Origin of the sequence: Acrocarpospora sp. B8E8 (genome assembly GCF_039871605.1) — a bacterium.
Classification (GTDB): Bacteria; Actinomycetota; Actinomycetes; order Streptosporangiales; family Streptosporangiaceae; genus Acrocarpospora; species Acrocarpospora macrocephala.
In genome coordinates this window covers 19426-35627 of the sequence record NZ_JBDPLV010000098.1, presented here as the reverse complement: position 1 = coordinate 35627, position 16202 = coordinate 19426, and the positions used below count along the sequence as shown (strand labels likewise).

17 protein-coding genes are annotated in these 16202 nt (G+C 66.8%); 7 read left to right on the top strand and 10 right to left on the bottom strand.

Annotated features, from left to right (window positions below; all coding sequences use genetic code 11):
- From ABGB08_RS49120 to ABGB08_RS49095, 6 genes are all read right to left on the bottom strand, one after another.
- Nucleotides 1-382 (bottom strand): DUF3987 domain-containing protein (locus tag ABGB08_RS49120; protein ID WP_347605687.1); only part of this gene is annotated, 382 nt, incomplete at its 3' end.
- Between the two features lie 535 nt (nt 383-917).
- Nucleotides 918-1529, bottom strand: coding sequence for a polymorphic toxin-type HINT domain-containing protein (locus ABGB08_RS49115; protein WP_347605685.1), 612 nt, complete (start codon nt 1527-1529; stop codon nt 918-920).
- A 12-nt stretch (nt 1530-1541) separates the two neighbouring features.
- On the bottom strand, nt 1542-2300 hold the full coding sequence (locus tag ABGB08_RS49110) for an RHS repeat-associated core domain-containing protein (RefSeq protein ID WP_347605689.1): 759 nt from the start codon (nt 2298-2300) through the stop codon (nt 1542-1544).
- A gap of 42 nt (nt 2301-2342) precedes the next feature.
- Nucleotides 2343-2747, bottom strand: coding sequence for an integrase core domain-containing protein (locus ABGB08_RS49105; RefSeq protein WP_347605683.1), 405 nt, complete (start codon nt 2745-2747; stop codon nt 2343-2345).
- A gap of 18 nt (nt 2748-2765) precedes the next feature.
- Complete coding sequence (locus tag ABGB08_RS49100; protein WP_347605680.1) at nt 2766-3443, bottom strand: helix-turn-helix domain-containing protein; 678 nt, start codon at nt 3441-3443, stop codon at nt 2766-2768.
- A gap of 91 nt (nt 3444-3534) precedes the next feature.
- Nucleotides 3535-3663, bottom strand: a complete 129-nt coding sequence (locus ABGB08_RS49095; RefSeq protein ID WP_347605678.1) for a hypothetical protein — start codon at nt 3661-3663, stop codon at nt 3535-3537.
- Between the two features lie 112 nt (nt 3664-3775).
- Between ABGB08_RS49095 and ABGB08_RS49090 the strand changes: the two genes are divergently transcribed.
- Nucleotides 3776-4864, top strand: a complete 1089-nt coding sequence (locus tag ABGB08_RS49090) for a M20 family metallopeptidase (protein ID WP_347605675.1) — start codon at nt 3776-3778, stop codon at nt 4862-4864.
- Here the strand turns inward: ABGB08_RS49090 and ABGB08_RS49085 are convergent.
- Nucleotides 4805-5569 (bottom strand): TetR/AcrR family transcriptional regulator, encoded by a 765-nt coding sequence (locus tag ABGB08_RS49085; protein WP_347605672.1) that lies wholly within the window; start codon nt 5567-5569, stop codon nt 4805-4807. The two genes, ABGB08_RS49090 and ABGB08_RS49085, sit on opposite strands and share 60 nt — an antisense overlap.
- Nucleotides 5570-5863: 294 nt before the next feature.
- Here ABGB08_RS49085 and ABGB08_RS49080 point away from each other — a divergent pair, with 294 nt between their 5' ends.
- The 6 genes from ABGB08_RS49080 to ABGB08_RS49055 are packed head-to-tail and all read left to right on the top strand — an operon-like array spanning nt 5864 to nt 13016.
- Nucleotides 5864-7429 carry an ABC transporter substrate-binding protein gene (locus ABGB08_RS49080; protein ID WP_347605669.1) on the top strand — a complete coding sequence of 522 codons (1566 nt, stop codon included), beginning with the start codon at nt 5864-5866 and terminating at the stop codon, nt 7427-7429.
- A gap of 6 nt (nt 7430-7435) precedes the next feature.
- Nucleotides 7436-8401 carry an ABC transporter permease gene (locus ABGB08_RS49075; RefSeq protein ID WP_347605666.1) on the top strand — a complete coding sequence of 322 codons (966 nt, stop codon included), beginning with the start codon at nt 7436-7438 and terminating at the stop codon, nt 8399-8401.
- Nucleotides 8398-9264, top strand: a complete 867-nt coding sequence (locus tag ABGB08_RS49070; protein ID WP_347605664.1) for an ABC transporter permease — start codon at nt 8398-8400, stop codon at nt 9262-9264. The genes ABGB08_RS49075 and ABGB08_RS49070 overlap by 4 nt, the downstream gene beginning before the upstream one ends.
- The gene (locus ABGB08_RS49065; RefSeq protein WP_347605662.1) at nt 9261-10232 is read left to right on the top strand and encodes an ABC transporter ATP-binding protein; all 972 of its coding nucleotides are present in this window, start codon (nt 9261-9263) and stop codon (nt 10230-10232) included. The genes ABGB08_RS49070 and ABGB08_RS49065 overlap by 4 nt, the downstream gene beginning before the upstream one ends.
- Entirely contained in the window at nt 10229-11197 is a 969-nt protein-coding gene (locus ABGB08_RS49060; protein WP_347605659.1) for an oligopeptide/dipeptide ABC transporter ATP-binding protein, read from the top strand. The genes ABGB08_RS49065 and ABGB08_RS49060 overlap by 4 nt, the downstream gene beginning before the upstream one ends.
- Nucleotides 11187-13016, top strand: a complete 1830-nt coding sequence (locus ABGB08_RS49055) for a prolyl oligopeptidase family serine peptidase (RefSeq protein WP_347605656.1) — start codon at nt 11187-11189, stop codon at nt 13014-13016. The genes ABGB08_RS49060 and ABGB08_RS49055 overlap by 11 nt, the downstream gene beginning before the upstream one ends.
- 2 nt (nt 13017-13018) lie before the next feature.
- Here the strand turns inward: ABGB08_RS49055 and ABGB08_RS49050 are convergent, their stop codons facing one another.
- The 3 genes from ABGB08_RS49050 to ABGB08_RS49040 all read right to left on the bottom strand — a co-directional run bounded on the left by ABGB08_RS49050 (nt 13019) and on the right by ABGB08_RS49040 (nt 15894).
- Nucleotides 13019-13906 carry an alpha/beta hydrolase gene (locus tag ABGB08_RS49050; protein ID WP_347605653.1) on the bottom strand — a complete coding sequence of 296 codons (888 nt, stop codon included), beginning with the start codon at nt 13904-13906 and terminating at the stop codon, nt 13019-13021.
- A gap of 7 nt (nt 13907-13913) precedes the next feature.
- The gene (locus tag ABGB08_RS49045) at nt 13914-14942 is read right to left on the bottom strand and encodes a tartrate dehydrogenase (protein ID WP_347605650.1); all 1029 of its coding nucleotides are present in this window, start codon (nt 14940-14942) and stop codon (nt 13914-13916) included.
- A 70-nt stretch (nt 14943-15012) separates the two neighbouring features.
- Nucleotides 15013-15894: a LysR family transcriptional regulator gene (locus tag ABGB08_RS49040; RefSeq protein ID WP_347605647.1), complete on the bottom strand. Its 882-nt coding sequence runs from the start codon at nt 15892-15894 to the stop codon at nt 15013-15015.
- Between the last annotated feature and the right edge of the window lie 308 nt (nt 15895-16202).

Sequence of the window (16202 nt, the reverse complement as noted above, 5' to 3'; positions counted from 1 at the left end):
AGGTGCCGCCGGTGGCGTCCTTGGTGCCCCTGATGGCGGCCCAGTTCTTGGGCTGGACGTGCATGATGATCGACACGTACGGGTCGCGGACGTAGGTCTTGCCCTTGCCGGTCTTATGGATCAGCGTCGACCCGTCCCACGCCTTGCGCAGGTAGGTGCCGATCTTGGCGTCCTTCTTGGCGTTGGCGATGAAGCTGTCGCCCTCTTCGGTGACGAACAGCAGCGGCTGGATCTTGCCGTCCACCACATGGTCGGAGAGTTCACCGATGAATCCCAGGCCGGTAGCCGGGAGTTCGAAGGTGGCCTGCTCCTCCATGAAGGAGCGGAAGTCGTGCTCGTTTGACAACTCGTCTCGGATGACGAACGGACCAATCGGGCCCATGACATCAAGCCGGAACAACGCCGGGGCCGTGAGGTGTCGGCCCCGTTGACCGTGGCACTGATGAGCTCGCCTTGGGCGTTCCATTCGAAGGTGCCGTCGGTGCGGCTGGTGAGCTGGCCGGCCTCGTCATATCCGTGATAGCAAGCTTACGAACAAAGGATCCGCTGCTATGTCACGGCGTCAACTCCTATCCTGCCGGGCGCACGAAAGTTAAGCGGTTTGGTCGGCGGCCTGTGAGGTCCAATGGTTTGCGAAGGTACCCACTGCGATTTTCTGTATTGCTTGCCGGATCTCATCTCTCGTCACCGCGGGGACTATCAGTATATTTGCGCTAGAGAAATAGCCATCAGAGGTGATCTCTGTTTCTATATCCTGCGACAGCCTGACAGGGTCGTACACATTCAGCAAGTACCTCTTCCCCTGGCTTATTATTTCGAGATTCGCAAGATATCCCTTCGCCTCCGTTTCAATCTCGTAATCGGTCAGATAGTCGGGAAAATTTAGTTCGTACGCAATTGACATACGTCCTCGTTTTTCACTTAAACTTGATCTGCGCAAGCGCTGCCGCGTACTGCCTTGGCGTCAGGTTGGCTCCCGCTGCGGGTACGATCTCGAAGTGTCTCGGATCCCTCCCCCTCTGAATTATACGCAAAGAGCTGGGCACTGAGCGCATGTCGATTGAGTGGGGAACGAAACCCTTGCCGGCGACGCTTTCTGGATTATCGAAAACGGAGACCCCGTGCGATTCCTTTACAAAACCTGTCTTGGGATCGACTTTGTAGTCATTGGGTCTAGGTGCAAGGCTTGGTGATTCACCTGGTCTGCCGCCTCGATAGCATTCGTCTGGGGTTGAATTGTGTACAAGAACGTCTCGGTGTCCAGCAGCGACATAGTAGGTGTGGTCGTTAGCAACCGCGATGTTGTGGACGACCACGTGCGTCGCCTGAGTCGAGATCTCTCTAACTCGGACAGGCGTACCGATGTTGCTTTGAAGGTGTAGGCCAGGTACCAGATCCGCAGCATTGAACCAGCCAGCATACTCTTGAATCCAGAACGGATGATTCTCAGTGGAGATGATGGCGGAAATCGATCCGCCTGTTTCTGCGATGATACGGACGAGGATCTTTTTACCCTGACTGCTGATCACATCGAGGACGGGTTATGGCTCAGTTTTTCCGGTTATCGGATCGGTGGCAACGACTCGGTCGCCGATCTTGATCTGCTCGATCGGCTTATGGGTACCATCAGCCATTAACACTTGAGTGCCTGGAACGAAGCTGTTAGAAAGGCGGCATGATTTAGCAATCGCATTGGCGGAATTACGCGCTTCCCTCGCCTCCGCCCCGGCTTTCAACCAGCCTTTGAACTTGTCCACTGCACTTGAGATCGCCGAGGCTAGTTTCTTACCAAGTTCATATGCTTTCTTCCATTTCCATGGAAGACCGTATTTGGCTGCGAGTTTCCCAGCGAGTCCACCTGCGAACGACGCGAGAACGTTCAGCGCCGTGCTGCCACATGCCCCGAGATCTCCTGTTGTCAAGCACTTGAGGGCGTCCTTGAGTCCGAGTTCCTCGGCAGCGATGTCGCCGATATACTTCAGGACGTTCAGGAAATCCTGCCAGGCTGCGTTCTCGGCAGCTTCCGCGTTCGCCGCCTTGGCCTGGGCGCATCTGACCTTGCCGAATTTATTGACACATACGTCGTAGTTGACGGCCGCGCAAGTGCTAGCGCTGGTGCACCCGCTGCTACCGCCTCCCCCATCGGTCACCAGGCCGGTCGGGTCGGAAAAGCCGATCGGGTTGTTGCCCACGTAGGCGAACGCGTTGGCCCACTGGGGGCGCCTCAGATCCAGCAAGGGGTCGGTGGAGATGAACTTCCCCAGGCTGGGGTCGTAGTAGCGGGCTGACAGATAGGTCAGCCCCGTTGACTCTGCGCCTGCCGAAAATTCCGTCCATGCAGGTCAAGCGGCATGTGAGTACTCGTGGAGGATTCCACCGAGCCGGTCTCGCCGACGTACGGTCAAGCTCGCGATTCGCTCGGGATCGATGATCGGATCCGGGACAGGACGCAGCGGGGCGGCTTGGGCGAGAGCCTGGTGGGCTCGGTGCCGGTTGTAGAAGCGTTCGTACGCGCGCAGGGCGTACAGGAGATGGCGTTCGTTCCACAGCAGGCAGCGGTCGAGCAACTCGCGGCGGCACGACTGCACCCACCGTTCCATGATCGCGTTCATCCGCGGCATCCGGACACCGGTGAGCACGGTCTGGATGCCGGCATCGGCGAGGATCTCGTCCATGAGCGCGGGGAACTTCCCGTCCCGGTCGCGGATCAGGTAGCGGACCCGGCAGCCGGCGTCCTCCAGATCCATCACCAGATTCTTGACGGCCTAGGCGACCCAGTTCGCGGTCGGGTGGGCGGTGATGCCGAGCACGCGGACGCGTCTGGTGGCGTGGCCGATGACGGCCAGGATGTACTGACGCTGCCCATCAAGGGTGACGGTTTCGATGAAGACGCAGGCCAGCAGTGCTTCGGCTTGGGAGCGCAGGAAGTCGGCCCAGGTGGTGGACGCCCGTTCGGGTGCCGGATCGATGCCTTCCTGCTTGAGGATCTCCCAGACCGTGGACGGCGCCACTTTGATGCCGAGCATGGTGAGCTCTCCGTGCACCCGCCTGTAGCCCCAGGATGGATTCTCCCGGATTAGGCGCAGGACGAGGGCGCGGATGGAACGGACGGTTGGCGGGCGCCCGCGCCGCTTCGGCACGCAGGCACGAGCATGACGCCGTTGCACGAGATCGCGGTGCCACCGCATGACGGTATCGGGCCGGACGAGGAGTCGCAGGCGACGCAGGACGTCACGGGGTAGCGGTGCCAGGAGGGCCGCGAGGAAGGCTCGATCCTCGGGCGCGAACCGCGCCCTGGCGCCGACGCCGAGTTGCCGTTCGAGGATGGTGATCTGGTGACGCAGGGCGAGAATCTCGACGTCCTTGTCCCGATCACCCATCGGCAGCAACCGCAGCGCCGCGAAGGTGTTCGTGACAGCGAGATAAGCCAGGCGAAGGAGCACGACCGGTCATCCTGCCGCACTGGCTCCTTTTCAGCAGTCGAAGCCTGCCTACGAGAGAAGCACTGCAAGGCCGTGACCTGGACGGATGGAATTATCGGCACGCAATCCTGACACCGGTGAGAACAGTCTGGACGCGGGCCTCGGCCAGGATCTCCTCCATGAGCGCCGGGAACTTCCCATCCCGGTCGCTGATCAGGTAGCAGGCGTCCTCCAGATCCATCACCAGGTTCCTGACGGCCTGAGTGACCCAGCTCGCGGGCGTCGTTAGCGAAGAATAATGGTCATGTTACCAGCCCTTGATGTAGTCAACGTGCATGACTACAGTTCTGGCCATGGATCATGCCTTGTTGCGCGAGCGCCTTTCCGCCCTGGTGGCCGTCGAGTCGCCGTCCGGCCACAGCGAAGGGCTGGAGCGCTGCTACGCGCTGATGCAGTCCTGGGGAGAGCCGCTGCTCGGCAGGCCGGCGGAGATCGTCGAAGTACGCGGAACGCCGCACATGCTGTGGCGTGCGCCCGGCGAAGGTGGGGTGCTGCTGCTTGGTCATGTCGACACGGTGTGGCCACTCGGCACGACCGCCCGCCGTCCGTTCCGTATCGAGGGCGGCCGCGCGTACGGTCCGGGTGTCTTCGACATGAAGGCCGGGCTGGTGGCGGCATTCGCCGCGCTCGCCGAGTGTCGTGATCCTGCCGCGGTCAGTATTCTGATCACCGGCGACGAGGAGATCGGCTCCCCGACCTCGCGGGCACTCGTCGAAGACGTGGCCGGTTCCCGCGGTGCCGTACTCGTATTGGAGCCAAGTCAGGCAGGGGCGGTCAAGACGGCCCGCAAGGGTGGTTCGTTCTACAGCATCGACATCACCGGCAGGGCGGCCCACGCCGGGTTGGAGCCCGAACGCGGGGTGAACGCGTTGCTTGAGCTTGCGGCGCAGGTCTTGGCCGTATCGGCACTGGCCGACCCCGAGCGCGGCACCACGGTCACCCCGACCGTCGCGCGCGCAGGCACCACCACGAACACCGTGCCCGCGCAAGCGCACCTGCGCGTGGACGTCCGCGCCTGGGACCTGGCCGAGCTGACGCGGGTTGACGAGCGAATGCATGCGCTCTCCTCCAGCGTCCCGGGGACGGCTGTCCGGGTCGACGGCACGATCAACCGCCCGCCGCTGGAGCCCGCGGGCTCCCGGGAGCTGTACGCGACGGCCCGCAAGGTCGCGGCCGATCTCGGCCTGCCCGAACCCGACCAGGTGGCGGTCGGAGGAGCGTCGGACGCGAACTTCACGGGCGCGCTCGGGATCCCCACCCTCGATGGGCTCGGCCCGCTGGGCGACGGCGCGCACGCGGAGCACGAGTGGGTCGATGTGGCCTCACTCGCGGAGCGAGCGCTGCTCGTCGCCGGACTGCTCGACGCGTTGACGCGCCCGTGACCGTTCGGCGCGCACCTCGATCGCGTCGAGCATCATCTCCAGGCCGATGTCGAAGGCGCCCGGGCCGCCGAGGCTCGGGAGCCGCTCCGCGTAGTGGGCGATCGTGGGGTACGAGTCCGGGTCGAGCTGGCGGTATTCCACCTGCCAGGCGAGCTCGTCCCTGCGCCGCACCTCGGGGTCGAGCGCGTGGACGGCCGCCTCCAAGCTCGCCACGGCGCGCACGAAGTTGCCGAGAGCGCGCTGCACGAGCGCCACCTCGTCGTCGTCGACTCCGGCACGCCGTACGGCGTCCAGAGTGAACTCGACGTTGGAGAACTCCACCGGACGTCGCGTGGTGCGCATGACCATCTGCTGCGCGAACGGCGCATAGCGGAGGTAGTGCTCGCGCACCCGCTGGGAGATCGCCCGCAGATCGGCACGCCAGTCGTCGGTAGGCGTGAGGGTGCCACCGTAAGACCGGGCCCTCAGGCCGTCGACCAGCTCAAGAAGCAGTTCGTCCTTGTCTTTGAAGTGGCGGTAGAGCGACGTCGGATGTGCCTCAAGCTCGGCTCCAAGCTCCTGGAAGGTCAACCCGTCCAAGCCATCCCTCAAGGCGATCTTCTCGGCGGCCGCGAGGATCATCTCCCTGTTGAGGCTGTCGCGGGCGCGGCGCGGCCGGGTCTCCCCCTTTGACCGGTTCTCCTTTGACTGGCGTGCTGATGCCACCAAGAGCCTCCCTCGTCGACCAAAAGCCACCGCTGGTGCACGCATTTTCGCACCGGCTGACCGCCCTGCCGGACTTCAGCATAGTCAATGAGTATGACTAGAAACATGCCTAAGGCCCTTGCCTGGTGCCTGGCTTGCCCATACTCTCCCTTCATCACCTGCCAGAAAGGTCAGAGTATGAGCACTCGGATCAGACTCGGAGCCGCAGGGCTTACGGTCCTAGCTCTCACAGCCGCGTGCACGAGTGGGGGAGGCGGCCCGAGCCAGGGTTCCAGTGATCGCCCGTCCACGACCATGCCGGTGCGTCAGGGCGGGAGCATCGTGATCGGCGCCGAACAGGAACCGGACTGCACCGACTGGATCGCGAGCTGTGCCGGCTCGATCTGGGGCACCTTCATCATGGACATCCCGACCATTCCACGGGTGTTCGAACCCAAGAAGGTCAATGGCGCGTGGACGCCGGTGGCCACGAACGTCATGGCATCGGAACCCGAGCTCACGGCAGGTCCGCCGCAGAAGATCACCTACCGGATCAACCCCGACGCGGTGTGGTCGGACGGGCAGCCGATCACGTCGGCGGATTTCGAGTACACAACGCTGGCGATCCGCGACGGGAAGGATGTGCTGAACCGGACCGGGTACAGCCACATCGCCAAGGTCGACACGCCTGATCCGAAGACCGCCGTCGTCACCTTCTCCACCCCCTACGCGAACTGGAAGGGCTTGTTCAGCGACAGCAGCGGGCTGCTTCCCAGCCACCTGCTCGCCGACAAGGACCGCAGCGCGCTGATGAAGGACGGCTATTCCTGGAGCGGCGGCCCCTGGAAAATCGAGTCTTGGACGAAGGGGGCCTCGGTCGTCCTGGTGCCGAACGAGAAGTACTGGGGGGAGAAGCCAAAGCTGGACAAGGTCACCTTCCAGTTCACCGCCGACACCGCGGCGGCATTCCAGGCATTCAAGACCGGCCAGCTTGACGCCCTCTACCCCACACCGCAGCTCGACTCCATCGACCAGATCCTGAGCGGGCTGCCCAATGCCGACTCGATCGTCGATCCCGAGTCCGGCAACCTCGAAGCCGTCTGGTTCAACAACACCAAGCCCCCCTTCGACTCCGCGACGTTCCGCCAGGCCGTGTCGTACGCGCTGGACCGCAAGGCCATCGTCACCCGCCTGTACGGCGCCCTCGGCGTCACCGAACCCGCCCAGAGCGCGCACACCCCGCTCGTCGGCCGCTACGGGGGCACCGATTTCGCCCAGTACACCCCCGACCTCGGCAAGGTCGGCACCCTGATGCAGGGCGACGGATGGGCCAAGGGATCCGACGGCATCTGGGCGAAGGCGGGAACCCGGGCGAAGTTCACCGTCAGCACGATGACCGGCAACAAGCGTCGCGAGCTGACCGAGCAGATCCTGCAGGAACAGTTGCGGACCGCCGGTTTCGAGCTCACCATCGACAACACCTCGGCCGGGGATCTGTTCGCCAGCAAGCTCCCCAAGGGCGACTTCCAGATGGGCCTGTGGACCCTCGTCGACACCTTCCCCCAACCCTCGCTTGAGGCATCGTTCTCCTCAAGCGCGATTCCCACCGCCGACAACGGCTACTCCGGGCTCAACATGTCGCGCATCGACGTGCCCGGTCTCGACCAGGTGCTCGACACCGCGGCGTCGACGCTTGAGGAGGACAAGCGGATCGAGGTGTCGCGGCAGGCCGACAAGCTCCTGGCCGACTCGGCCGCCTTGCTGCCGCTCGACGTGATCCCCAACATCCTGCTGTGGAACCGCAAGATCGGCGGGCCGTTGGCCATCGACCCGGCCCGTGGTCCGTTCTGGAACCTCGCCCAGTGGGGCCTGGTGGGCTAAGAGCCGATGTTCGCTTACGTGGCACGGCGGCTGCTCTACTCAGTCCCCGTCATACTCGTCGCCTCGTTCCTGCTCTTCTGGGCGGTGAGGGTCACGTTCGACCCGCTGTCGAAGCTGCGCGGTGGGCGGGACCCGGGCGCGCTCGCCCGCGCGGCGGAGCGCCTCGGGCTCGGCCAACCGATCCCCTACCAGTACTGGCGGTGGCTTACCCAGTTCGTCACCGGCGACTGGGGAGTCAGCTCACGTACGGCGGGCTCGGTCCAAGGGCTGATCCTTCCCGCCCTCGGCGCCACTCTGCAGCTGATCGTCTGGGGTGTGCTGGCCGCCGCGGTGATCGCGCTCGCCGTCGGCGCCTACTCGGCGGTGCGGCAGTACTCCGCGGGTGACCTGGTCTTCACCGGGCTCTCCTACCTCGGTGTCGCGATGCCGCCGTTCTGGCTCGGGCTGATCCTGATCCAGATCCTGGCGGCCTGGCCCCAGGAGTTGCTCGGCCTGACCGATCCCCCGCTCTACTTCGTGGGTCTGCACTCGCCGGACGGCAGCGGTCCGCTCGATTACGCACGCCATCTCGTGCTGCCTGTGCTGACTCTCACCGTCGGTCTGGTGGCGAGCTGGAGCAGGTTCACCCGCGCGACGATGCTGGACGCGCTCACCAGCGAGTATGTGCGAACCGCACGGGCCAAGGGGGTGCCGAAAGGCCGCATCGTCGTACGGCACGCCCTGCGCACGTCGCTCGGCCCGTTTGTCAGCGTCACCGCCGTGGACGCCGGCCTGCTGTTCGGCGGGCTCGTCGTCACCGAGCAGATCTTCGCCATCCAGGGCATGGGCAGGTTGTTCCTCGACTCCCTGCTCACGGGGGACGTGTTCGTCCTCGTGCCGTGGACGCTCGTGATCGCGCTGGTCGTGATCGTGTTCAACCTGCTCGCCGACATCGTCTATGCCGTACTCGACCCGAGAGTGAGGCTCGGATGACGACCGTCACGCCCGAACGAACCCAGTGGCAGCGGGCCCGTCGGCGGTTCCTGCGCCACCGGCTCGCCGTCGCCGGGCTCACCGTGCTCACGGTCCTGCTGATCTGCTGCTTCGGAGCGGACGTGGTCGCCCCGTACGAGCGCGGCGTCCAGAACCTGATGCTCGGGCCGACGCCACCGTCGGCGGCGCACTGGTTCGGCACCGATGAGCTGGGGCGCGACTACCTCACCGAGCTGCTGTTCGCCGGGCGGATCTCGCTCGCGATCGGCCTGTCGGTCGCCGTGCTCGCGACCGCCGTAGGCACCGCGCTCGGTGCGGCGGCAGGGTTCTTCGGCGGCTGGGTGGACGAGATCATCATGCGGGTCACGGACCTGTTCATCGTCCTCCCCGCGATCGTGGTCCTGGCGGTCGCGCTGCAGGGCGCCGGTCGCTCCCCGGCCGTGATCGTCCCGGTGCTCGCGGCCATCGGCTGGACCACCGTGGCCAGGGTCGTCCGCAGCCAGGTGCTCTCGCTCCGGGAGAAGGAGTACATCGCCGCGGCGACGGTGCTGGGCGTTACCCGGCGGCGCATCATCGTGCGGCACATCCTGCCCAACCTCACCGGCGTCATCGCCGTGAGCACCTCGCTGGGCGCGGCGAGCGCGGTGATCGTCGAGTCGACGCTCTCCTTCCTGGGGTACGGCGTGCAGCCTCCGGAATCGAGCTGGGGCAACATGCTGAGCCAGGCGTCCGGGCTGATCGGCACCGAGAAGGTCTACCTCCTGTACTTTCCCGGCCTGTTCATCCTCCTCACGGCGCTGGCCATCAACTTCCTCGGCGACGGCCTCCGCGACGCCTTCGACCCGAACGGAGCCCGATCATGAGCGCCCTCCTCGAAGTCGACAACCTCACCGTCGAGTTCCCGGGCCCTGTCATGGCCGTCTCCGGGCTGTCGTTCGCGGTCGAACCCGGCCAAACCCTCGGAATCGTCGGGGAGTCGGGGTCCGGCAAGAGCATCACGTCGATGGCGGTGCTGGGGATCCTGCCCAGCCGGGCCCGCGTCACGGGGTCGATCCGGTTCCGTGGTGAGGAGCTGCTGGGCCGGTCGGAGGCCGAGCTCCGCACCCTGCGGGGCCGCCGCATCGCGATGATCTTCCAGGACGCCTTGACCGCACTCACCCCGGTGCACACCGTCGGTGCGCAGATCGCCGAGGCCATCAGCGTGCACGACCCGTCGATCTCGCGGTCGGCGCTGCGTGATCGGGTCGTCGAGCTGCTCGACCTGGTCGGCATCCCCTCGCCCGCCAAGCGCGCCGACCAGTACCCGCACGAGCTCTCCGGCGGCATGCGGCAACGTGTCATGATCGCGATGAGCATCGCCAACGAACCCGATCTGCTCATCGCCGACGAGCCGACGACCGCGCTCGATGTGACCGTGCAGGCGCAGATCCTCGACGTCATCAGCAGGATCCAGCAGCGCACGGCGACGGCACTCATGCTGATCACACACGACCTCGGCGTGGTGGCCGGCATCGCCGACCGCGTGCTTGTGATGTATGCGGGCACGAAGGTGGAGGAAGCCGCTGTCGAGCCGATCTTCTACGAGCCGGCTCACCCCTACACCAGGGGTCTGCTGGCCGCACTCCCACGGCTCGACGCGCACCACGGTGAGCGGCTCTACCAGATCCCGGGCCACCCCTCGCGAGCTCCGGGGTGTCCGTTCCACCCGCGCTGCGAACACGTCCGGGCCGGCCTGTGCGACGCCACCGTCCCCGCGCCGGTCCTGATCGCAGCCGGACACACCGCGTCGTGCCTGCGTGCGGCAGAGCTGAAGGAGGTGCGCTGGCGATGACGGCGTTGCAGGTCACCGACCTCGTCAAGACGTATCCGGTACGCCGTGGGGTCTTCCGTCGCCGAGTCGGCACCGTGCAGGCCGTATCCGGGGTGACGCTGCGGGTGGAGCGGGGCACGACGCTCGGGCTCGTCGGAGAGAGCGGCTGCGGGAAGTCCACGCTGGCCGCATGCCTGGTGCGGCTCGTCGAACCGACCTCGGGCCAGGTGCTCCTCGACGGCACCGACTTCACCGCGCTGCCGGCCGCCCAGTTGCGTACGGCACGGCGGCGCATCCAGATGGTCTTCCAGGATCCGTACGCCTCGCTCAACCCTCGCATGACCGTCGCGGCGATCCTCAGCGAAGCGCTCGAAACCCACGGCCGTGACCTCGGGCGCGTCCCCGAACTGCTCGATCTGGTCGGGCTCGACCCCCAGCACGCCGCCCGGTTCCCGCACGAGTTCTCCGGCGGGCAGCGCCAGCGCATCGGCATCGCCCGCGCGCTCGCCGTCGAGCCTGACGTGATCGTGCTGGACGAGCCGGTCAGCGCGCTGGACGTCAGCGTCCAGGCGGGCGTGATCAACCTGCTGGAGGACCTCCAGGACCAGCTCGGGCTGACCTACCTGCTGATCGCCCATGACCTGTCTGTGGTACGGCATGCCAGCGACGAGGTGGCCGTCATGTATCTCGGTCGTATCGTCGAGCAGGGACCCCCGGACGAGCTCTACCAGCGTCCCCTGCACCCCTACACCCAGGCACTGCTGTCCGCCGTGCCGATCCCCGACCCGCGGGCCGAACGCGCCCGCCGCCGGATCATCCTGACCGGCGACGTCCCGAGCCCCACAGACCCGCCGTCGGGCTGCCGGTTCCGGACGCTCTGCCCGAAGGCGATCTCGATCTGCGCCGCCGTGGTCCCGCCGCTCGTCACGGATGCGCAGGGCCACAGCGTCGCCTGTCACCAACCGGAGTTGATCAATGTCCTCTGAAGCTTGGCGCGACCGCTTCCGCACCTCAATCGTCGAAGACATCCGTCCTTGTCCCGGCGCCCTCAACCTCGAAATGGTCTACGCGGCGGGCCTCAGCGATGCCGAGGTGTCCATCTGGAATCCGGCCACCGGGGAAAACCTGCGGCTGCCGGACCTGCCGCCACACGTCGCGAACCCGCTGCCCGCCGCGGACGGCAGCTCCGTGCTGGTGCTGCACGACGAGGACGGCGGTGAGGTCGGCCATCTGTGGTCCTACCCGGCCGACGGCAAACCCGTCGACCTCACCCCCGAACTGCCTCCTTACACGCTGCGCGGAATCGACGTCGCGCGCGACGGATCGGCCATCGTCATCTCCACGGTCACCGACGAGGGATTCACGCTCTACCACCTGGCCGACGGAGCCGCCCACCGTCTGTTCCGCAGCCGGAACGAGGCGTGGAACAGCCGGATCTCCGCCGATGGAGCACTGGCGAGCATCGACACCACAGACCACAACCCCGGCATCCGCCGCTTCGCCGTAACGGTGCTTGACACCTCCGACGGCGCGGTGCTCGCGTCGGTCTCGGACGGGCCCCTCGCGCCGGTTCGCGGGGTCCGGTTCTCGCCGGTCGCGGGGGACCCCCGGCTGCTGGTGAGCACCGAACGCACGGGGTTCGCGCGGCCGGCCGTGTGGAACCCCCGCACCGGTGAGCGGGTCGATGTCGACGCGCCCGAACTCTCGGGTGAACTCGTCCCGCTCGACTGGTCGGACGACGGCACCCGGCTGCTGCTCGTGCACGTCGACCGCGGCATCCACCGGGTGTACGAGTACGACATCCAGGCCGGGGAACTGCTCCGAGTTCCGCATCCCGACGGCGCCTTCTTCTTCCCCGAGGTGGCGTGCGCGGTGACCAACCAGTGGGCGTCGCACTACGGGCCCGGCGGTCAGATCCGGCTGCTGCGGCAGCGCGCCGACCTGCCTTTCGACGTGCTCGCGCTCGACCGCGGCGAGAGCGAGCCGCGCAGCATCCTCGCCCCCGAGGCCGTCGTGGCGGGGATTCCGCTGCGTTCGGTCTCCGTCACCTCCAAGGACGGGACCGCCCTGCAACTGTGGGTCGCGGCACCGCACGGCGCGAGCGGGCCGGTGCCCCTTGTCCTGAACGTGCACGGCGGCCCGAACCTCGCGGAGGTGGGCGGGTACGATCCGGTCGCGCAGGCGTGGCTCGCGGAGGGCTTCGCCTACGCGTCGCTGAACTACCGAGGCTCCGTCACGTTCGGCAGGACGTTCCGTGAAGGATTCTGGGGCGCCGTCGGCGACCGGGAGCTGGAGGACGTTGAGGCAGCCTGGCAGTGGCTCGTCGGTGCGAGCATCGCCGACCCCGCGGCCGTCTTCATCACCGGCGCCTCCTACGGCGGTTACCTGACGCTCCTCTCGCTGGGCCGGCTCCCCGACCTGTTCGCGGGCGGGTTCGCGTTCATCGCGCTCGCCGACTGGAAACTCGCCTACGAGGACATGCACCCCGCTCTGCAGGCGGCCTGGCGCAGTTTCCTGGGCGGCCGCCCCGAAACCGCGGAGGAGCGGTTCCGGCTCAGCTCACCGATGACCTATGTGGAGAACGTGCGGGCGCCCGTCCTGATCTATCAGGGACGTTACGACACCCGCACGCCCGCACGGCAGGCCGAGGAGTACGCGCGGCGGCTGCGTGCCGCCGGAGGCGATGTGCTCCTGCGGTTCTTCGAGGGCGGGCACGGACCGATCGGCAACGACGGCGTGGTCGGCAAGTTCGAGTTGGAGCTGGAACTGGCCCGCAAGGCGCTGCGCGCGGAGCCCTGGTCCTGAGCTCACCGGGGCAGGAACTTTTCCAGCTCCCGGATGACGAGAGCCGGCGCCTCCTCCGGTAGGTAGTGATCGCTCGGCAACGCCGTACCGCTGACGTGTTCGGCGTATTCGCGCCAGACCTCCAGGACGTCGTAGGTGCGGCCGACGAAGCTGTGCTCGCCCCAGAGCGCCAGCAGCGGGCAGCGCACGCGCCTGCCCGCTGCCGCGTCGGCCTCGTCATGCTCCAGATCGATGCCGGCCGCCGCCCGGTAGTCGGCGCATGACGCGGCGATCGCGGCATGGTCAGAGAAGCACCGGACATACTCCCGAACCGCGGCCTCGTCGTATGCGGCGCCACCGGAGTGCCGGGCCGTCATCCGGCTGCGAATCCAGAACTCGGGATCGTGGCCGATCAACCGCTCCGGGATTCCGTTGTTCGCGGCGAGGAAGAACCAGTGATAGTAGCCGAGGCCGAACGCGGCGTCGGCGTGCGCGAACGCGTGCCGGGTGGGCACGATATCCAGGACGGCGAGAGCCTCGATCGCGTCGGGGTGGTCGAGGGCCATCCGGTGGCCGACCCTCGCCCCTCGGTCGTGGCCGACCACGGCAAAGCGGTCGAATCCCAGCTGCCGCATCACCCTGATCTGATCGCGGGCCATCGCCTGTTTGGAGTAGAGGCCGTCGGTAACCGGCTCCGGTTTGGCGCTGTCGCCGTACCCGCGCAGGTCGGGCAGCACGACCGTGTGGCGAGAAGCGAGCGCCGGGGCGACTTCGTGCCAGATCAGGTGCGTCTGCGGGTAGCCGTGCAGAAGCAGCACCGGCGGCCCGCCACCCCCGATCACCGTGTGGATGGCGACACCGTCCGCATCGATAGTGCGGGACCGGAACGAGCTGGGCAGTGGGACGCTCATGCTTCCTTCAGAGGGCTTCGACGATCGCGAGGGTCATGTCCGCGGTGGTGGCCGTGCCGCCGAGGTCGGGGGTGCGCACGGAACTCTTCGCGAACACACTGCCGATGGCCGCCAGAATATTCGCTGACGCCTCGGGGTGACCCAGGTGGTCAAGCATCATCGCGGCGGTCCAGATCGCGCCGACCGGGTTGGCGATTCCCCTGCCCACGATGTCCGGCGCCGACCCATGGACGGGCTCGAACATCGACGGATGCGCACGCGTCGGGTCGATGTTCGCGGCGGGCGCGAGGCCGATGCTGCCCGCGACGGCGGCGGCGAGGTCCGAAAGGATGTCGCCAAACAAGTTGGACGCGACGATCACGTCGAACTGGGCCGGATCGAGCACCAGTTTGGCGCACAGCGCGTCGATGTGCTCCGAGCGCATGGTCACGCTGGAGCGCTCGGCGACCCGTTCGGCGACGATCTCATCCCAGAACGGCATCGTGTGGATGATCCCATTCGACTTCGTCGCCGAAGTCAGCCGTCCGCTGCGCTGCTCGGCCAGGTCCAGGGCGTAGTCGACGATGCGGGTGACCCCCGTCCGGGTGAACACCGACTCCTGCACCGCCATCTCGGCCGGTGTCCCCCGGTACAGGCGCCCGCCGATCTCGCTGTACTCGCCCTCGACGTTCTCGCGCACCACCACAAGGTCGATCGCCTGCTGCCCGTCGAGCACCCGGATCGGACGCAGGTTTACGAACTGCTCAAAACCCCGGCGGATCGGGATCAGCAACCCCCACAGGGACACGTGATCGGGCACGCCGGGTGCGCCCACCGCGCCCAGGAAGATCGCATCGTGGTGGCGGATCAGGTCGAGGCCGTTGGCGGGCATCATCGCACCCTCGTCCAGGTAGCGCGCGCAGGACCAGTCGAACTCGTCGTAGGTGAGGTCGATGGCGTGTCCGCGGCCGACGGCGTCAAGTACGGCGCGGGCGGCGCGGCATACTTCGGTGCCGATTCCGTCGCCGGGGATCACGGCGATGCGATGCGATTTCATGGCACCGATTCCAGCAGTCAAGTCCGTCCGAAGTCCAAGATCGGCTTCCTGCCCGACCGATCGGCGACTCCTATCGTTCCTGGTCCGTGGCCATGCGCAGGAACATGCGCGCCGCCGGACCGAGCCCACCTGCGTGACTCACGTAGGCGACCTCAAGATGGACAGGAGGATCGAGGTCCACGACGACGGCACCTGCCCGCTCAGCGGTCTCCCGCCACGAGTCGGCCAGTACGGCGATGCCGCTCCTTGCGAGCACCAGGGGCAGAATCGCCTCACGATGCTCGGTCTCCACGGCGATCGTCAGCTCGACGCCGGAGCGGATCAGCTCATCGACGACCGCACGCATTCCCGTGCCGGTCTGGCCGGCGATCACGCGCAGGCCGGACAGATCGTCCGGCCCCACCCTCGCACCGGCGGGGAACGGTCCACCGGCCGACGTCACGACAACGAATCGTTGCCGAGCGACCGGGTGAAGGCCCACGCCAGGCTGCTGCGGGAGCCGTACACCCGCCAGCAGGCCCAGCTCCGTCCGGCCGGTGCGCACGGCCTCCACCACCTGGTCCGCGGTCGCGCCGGCCCGGACCACCGCCCGAACGCCGGGGTACTCCGCGGTGAAGCGGGAAATCACACCGGCGAGCGGGGCGATGGCTTGCGACGGCATCGCTGTGATCTCCAGCCGCCCGGTCCGCAGCCCGCGCACCGCCTCGACGGACTCGATGGCCAGGCTCAGCGTGTGGACGACCGCCCGCGCGGGCTCGACGAGAGCCCGTCCCGCCTCCGTCAGCACCACACCGCGGCCGACACGGTGGAACAGGGCATCGCCCAGCTCGCGCTCCAACTGCTTGATCGACTGCGACAACGACGGCTGCGCGACGTAGAGTGCCTCCGCCGCGCGGTGAAACCCGCCGTGGTCGACAACCGCGAGAAAGCGCTCCAGCTGCCGGAAGTCCACCGGAGGATCATCCCGTTCCCGGCGACACAGGTCCAGGATGTGACGTCCTTGTCACGATCACCCATCGGCAGCAACCGCAGCGCGGCGAAGGCGTTCGTAACGGCGAGATAGGCCAGGCGGAGGAGCATGGCCGATCATCATGGCGCACGCGTTTCCCTCTTCTGGTGGCCGGAACTCACCCACGCCACGCGAAGCCCCATATGGTCATGACCTGGGCAGATGTAATTGTCGGCAGGCGCAGGGTCGACGCGGAGCGATCAGCGACCAGTGTTCAAGCGACAGCCCGAAAATCCCGGGCGGCGGGATCC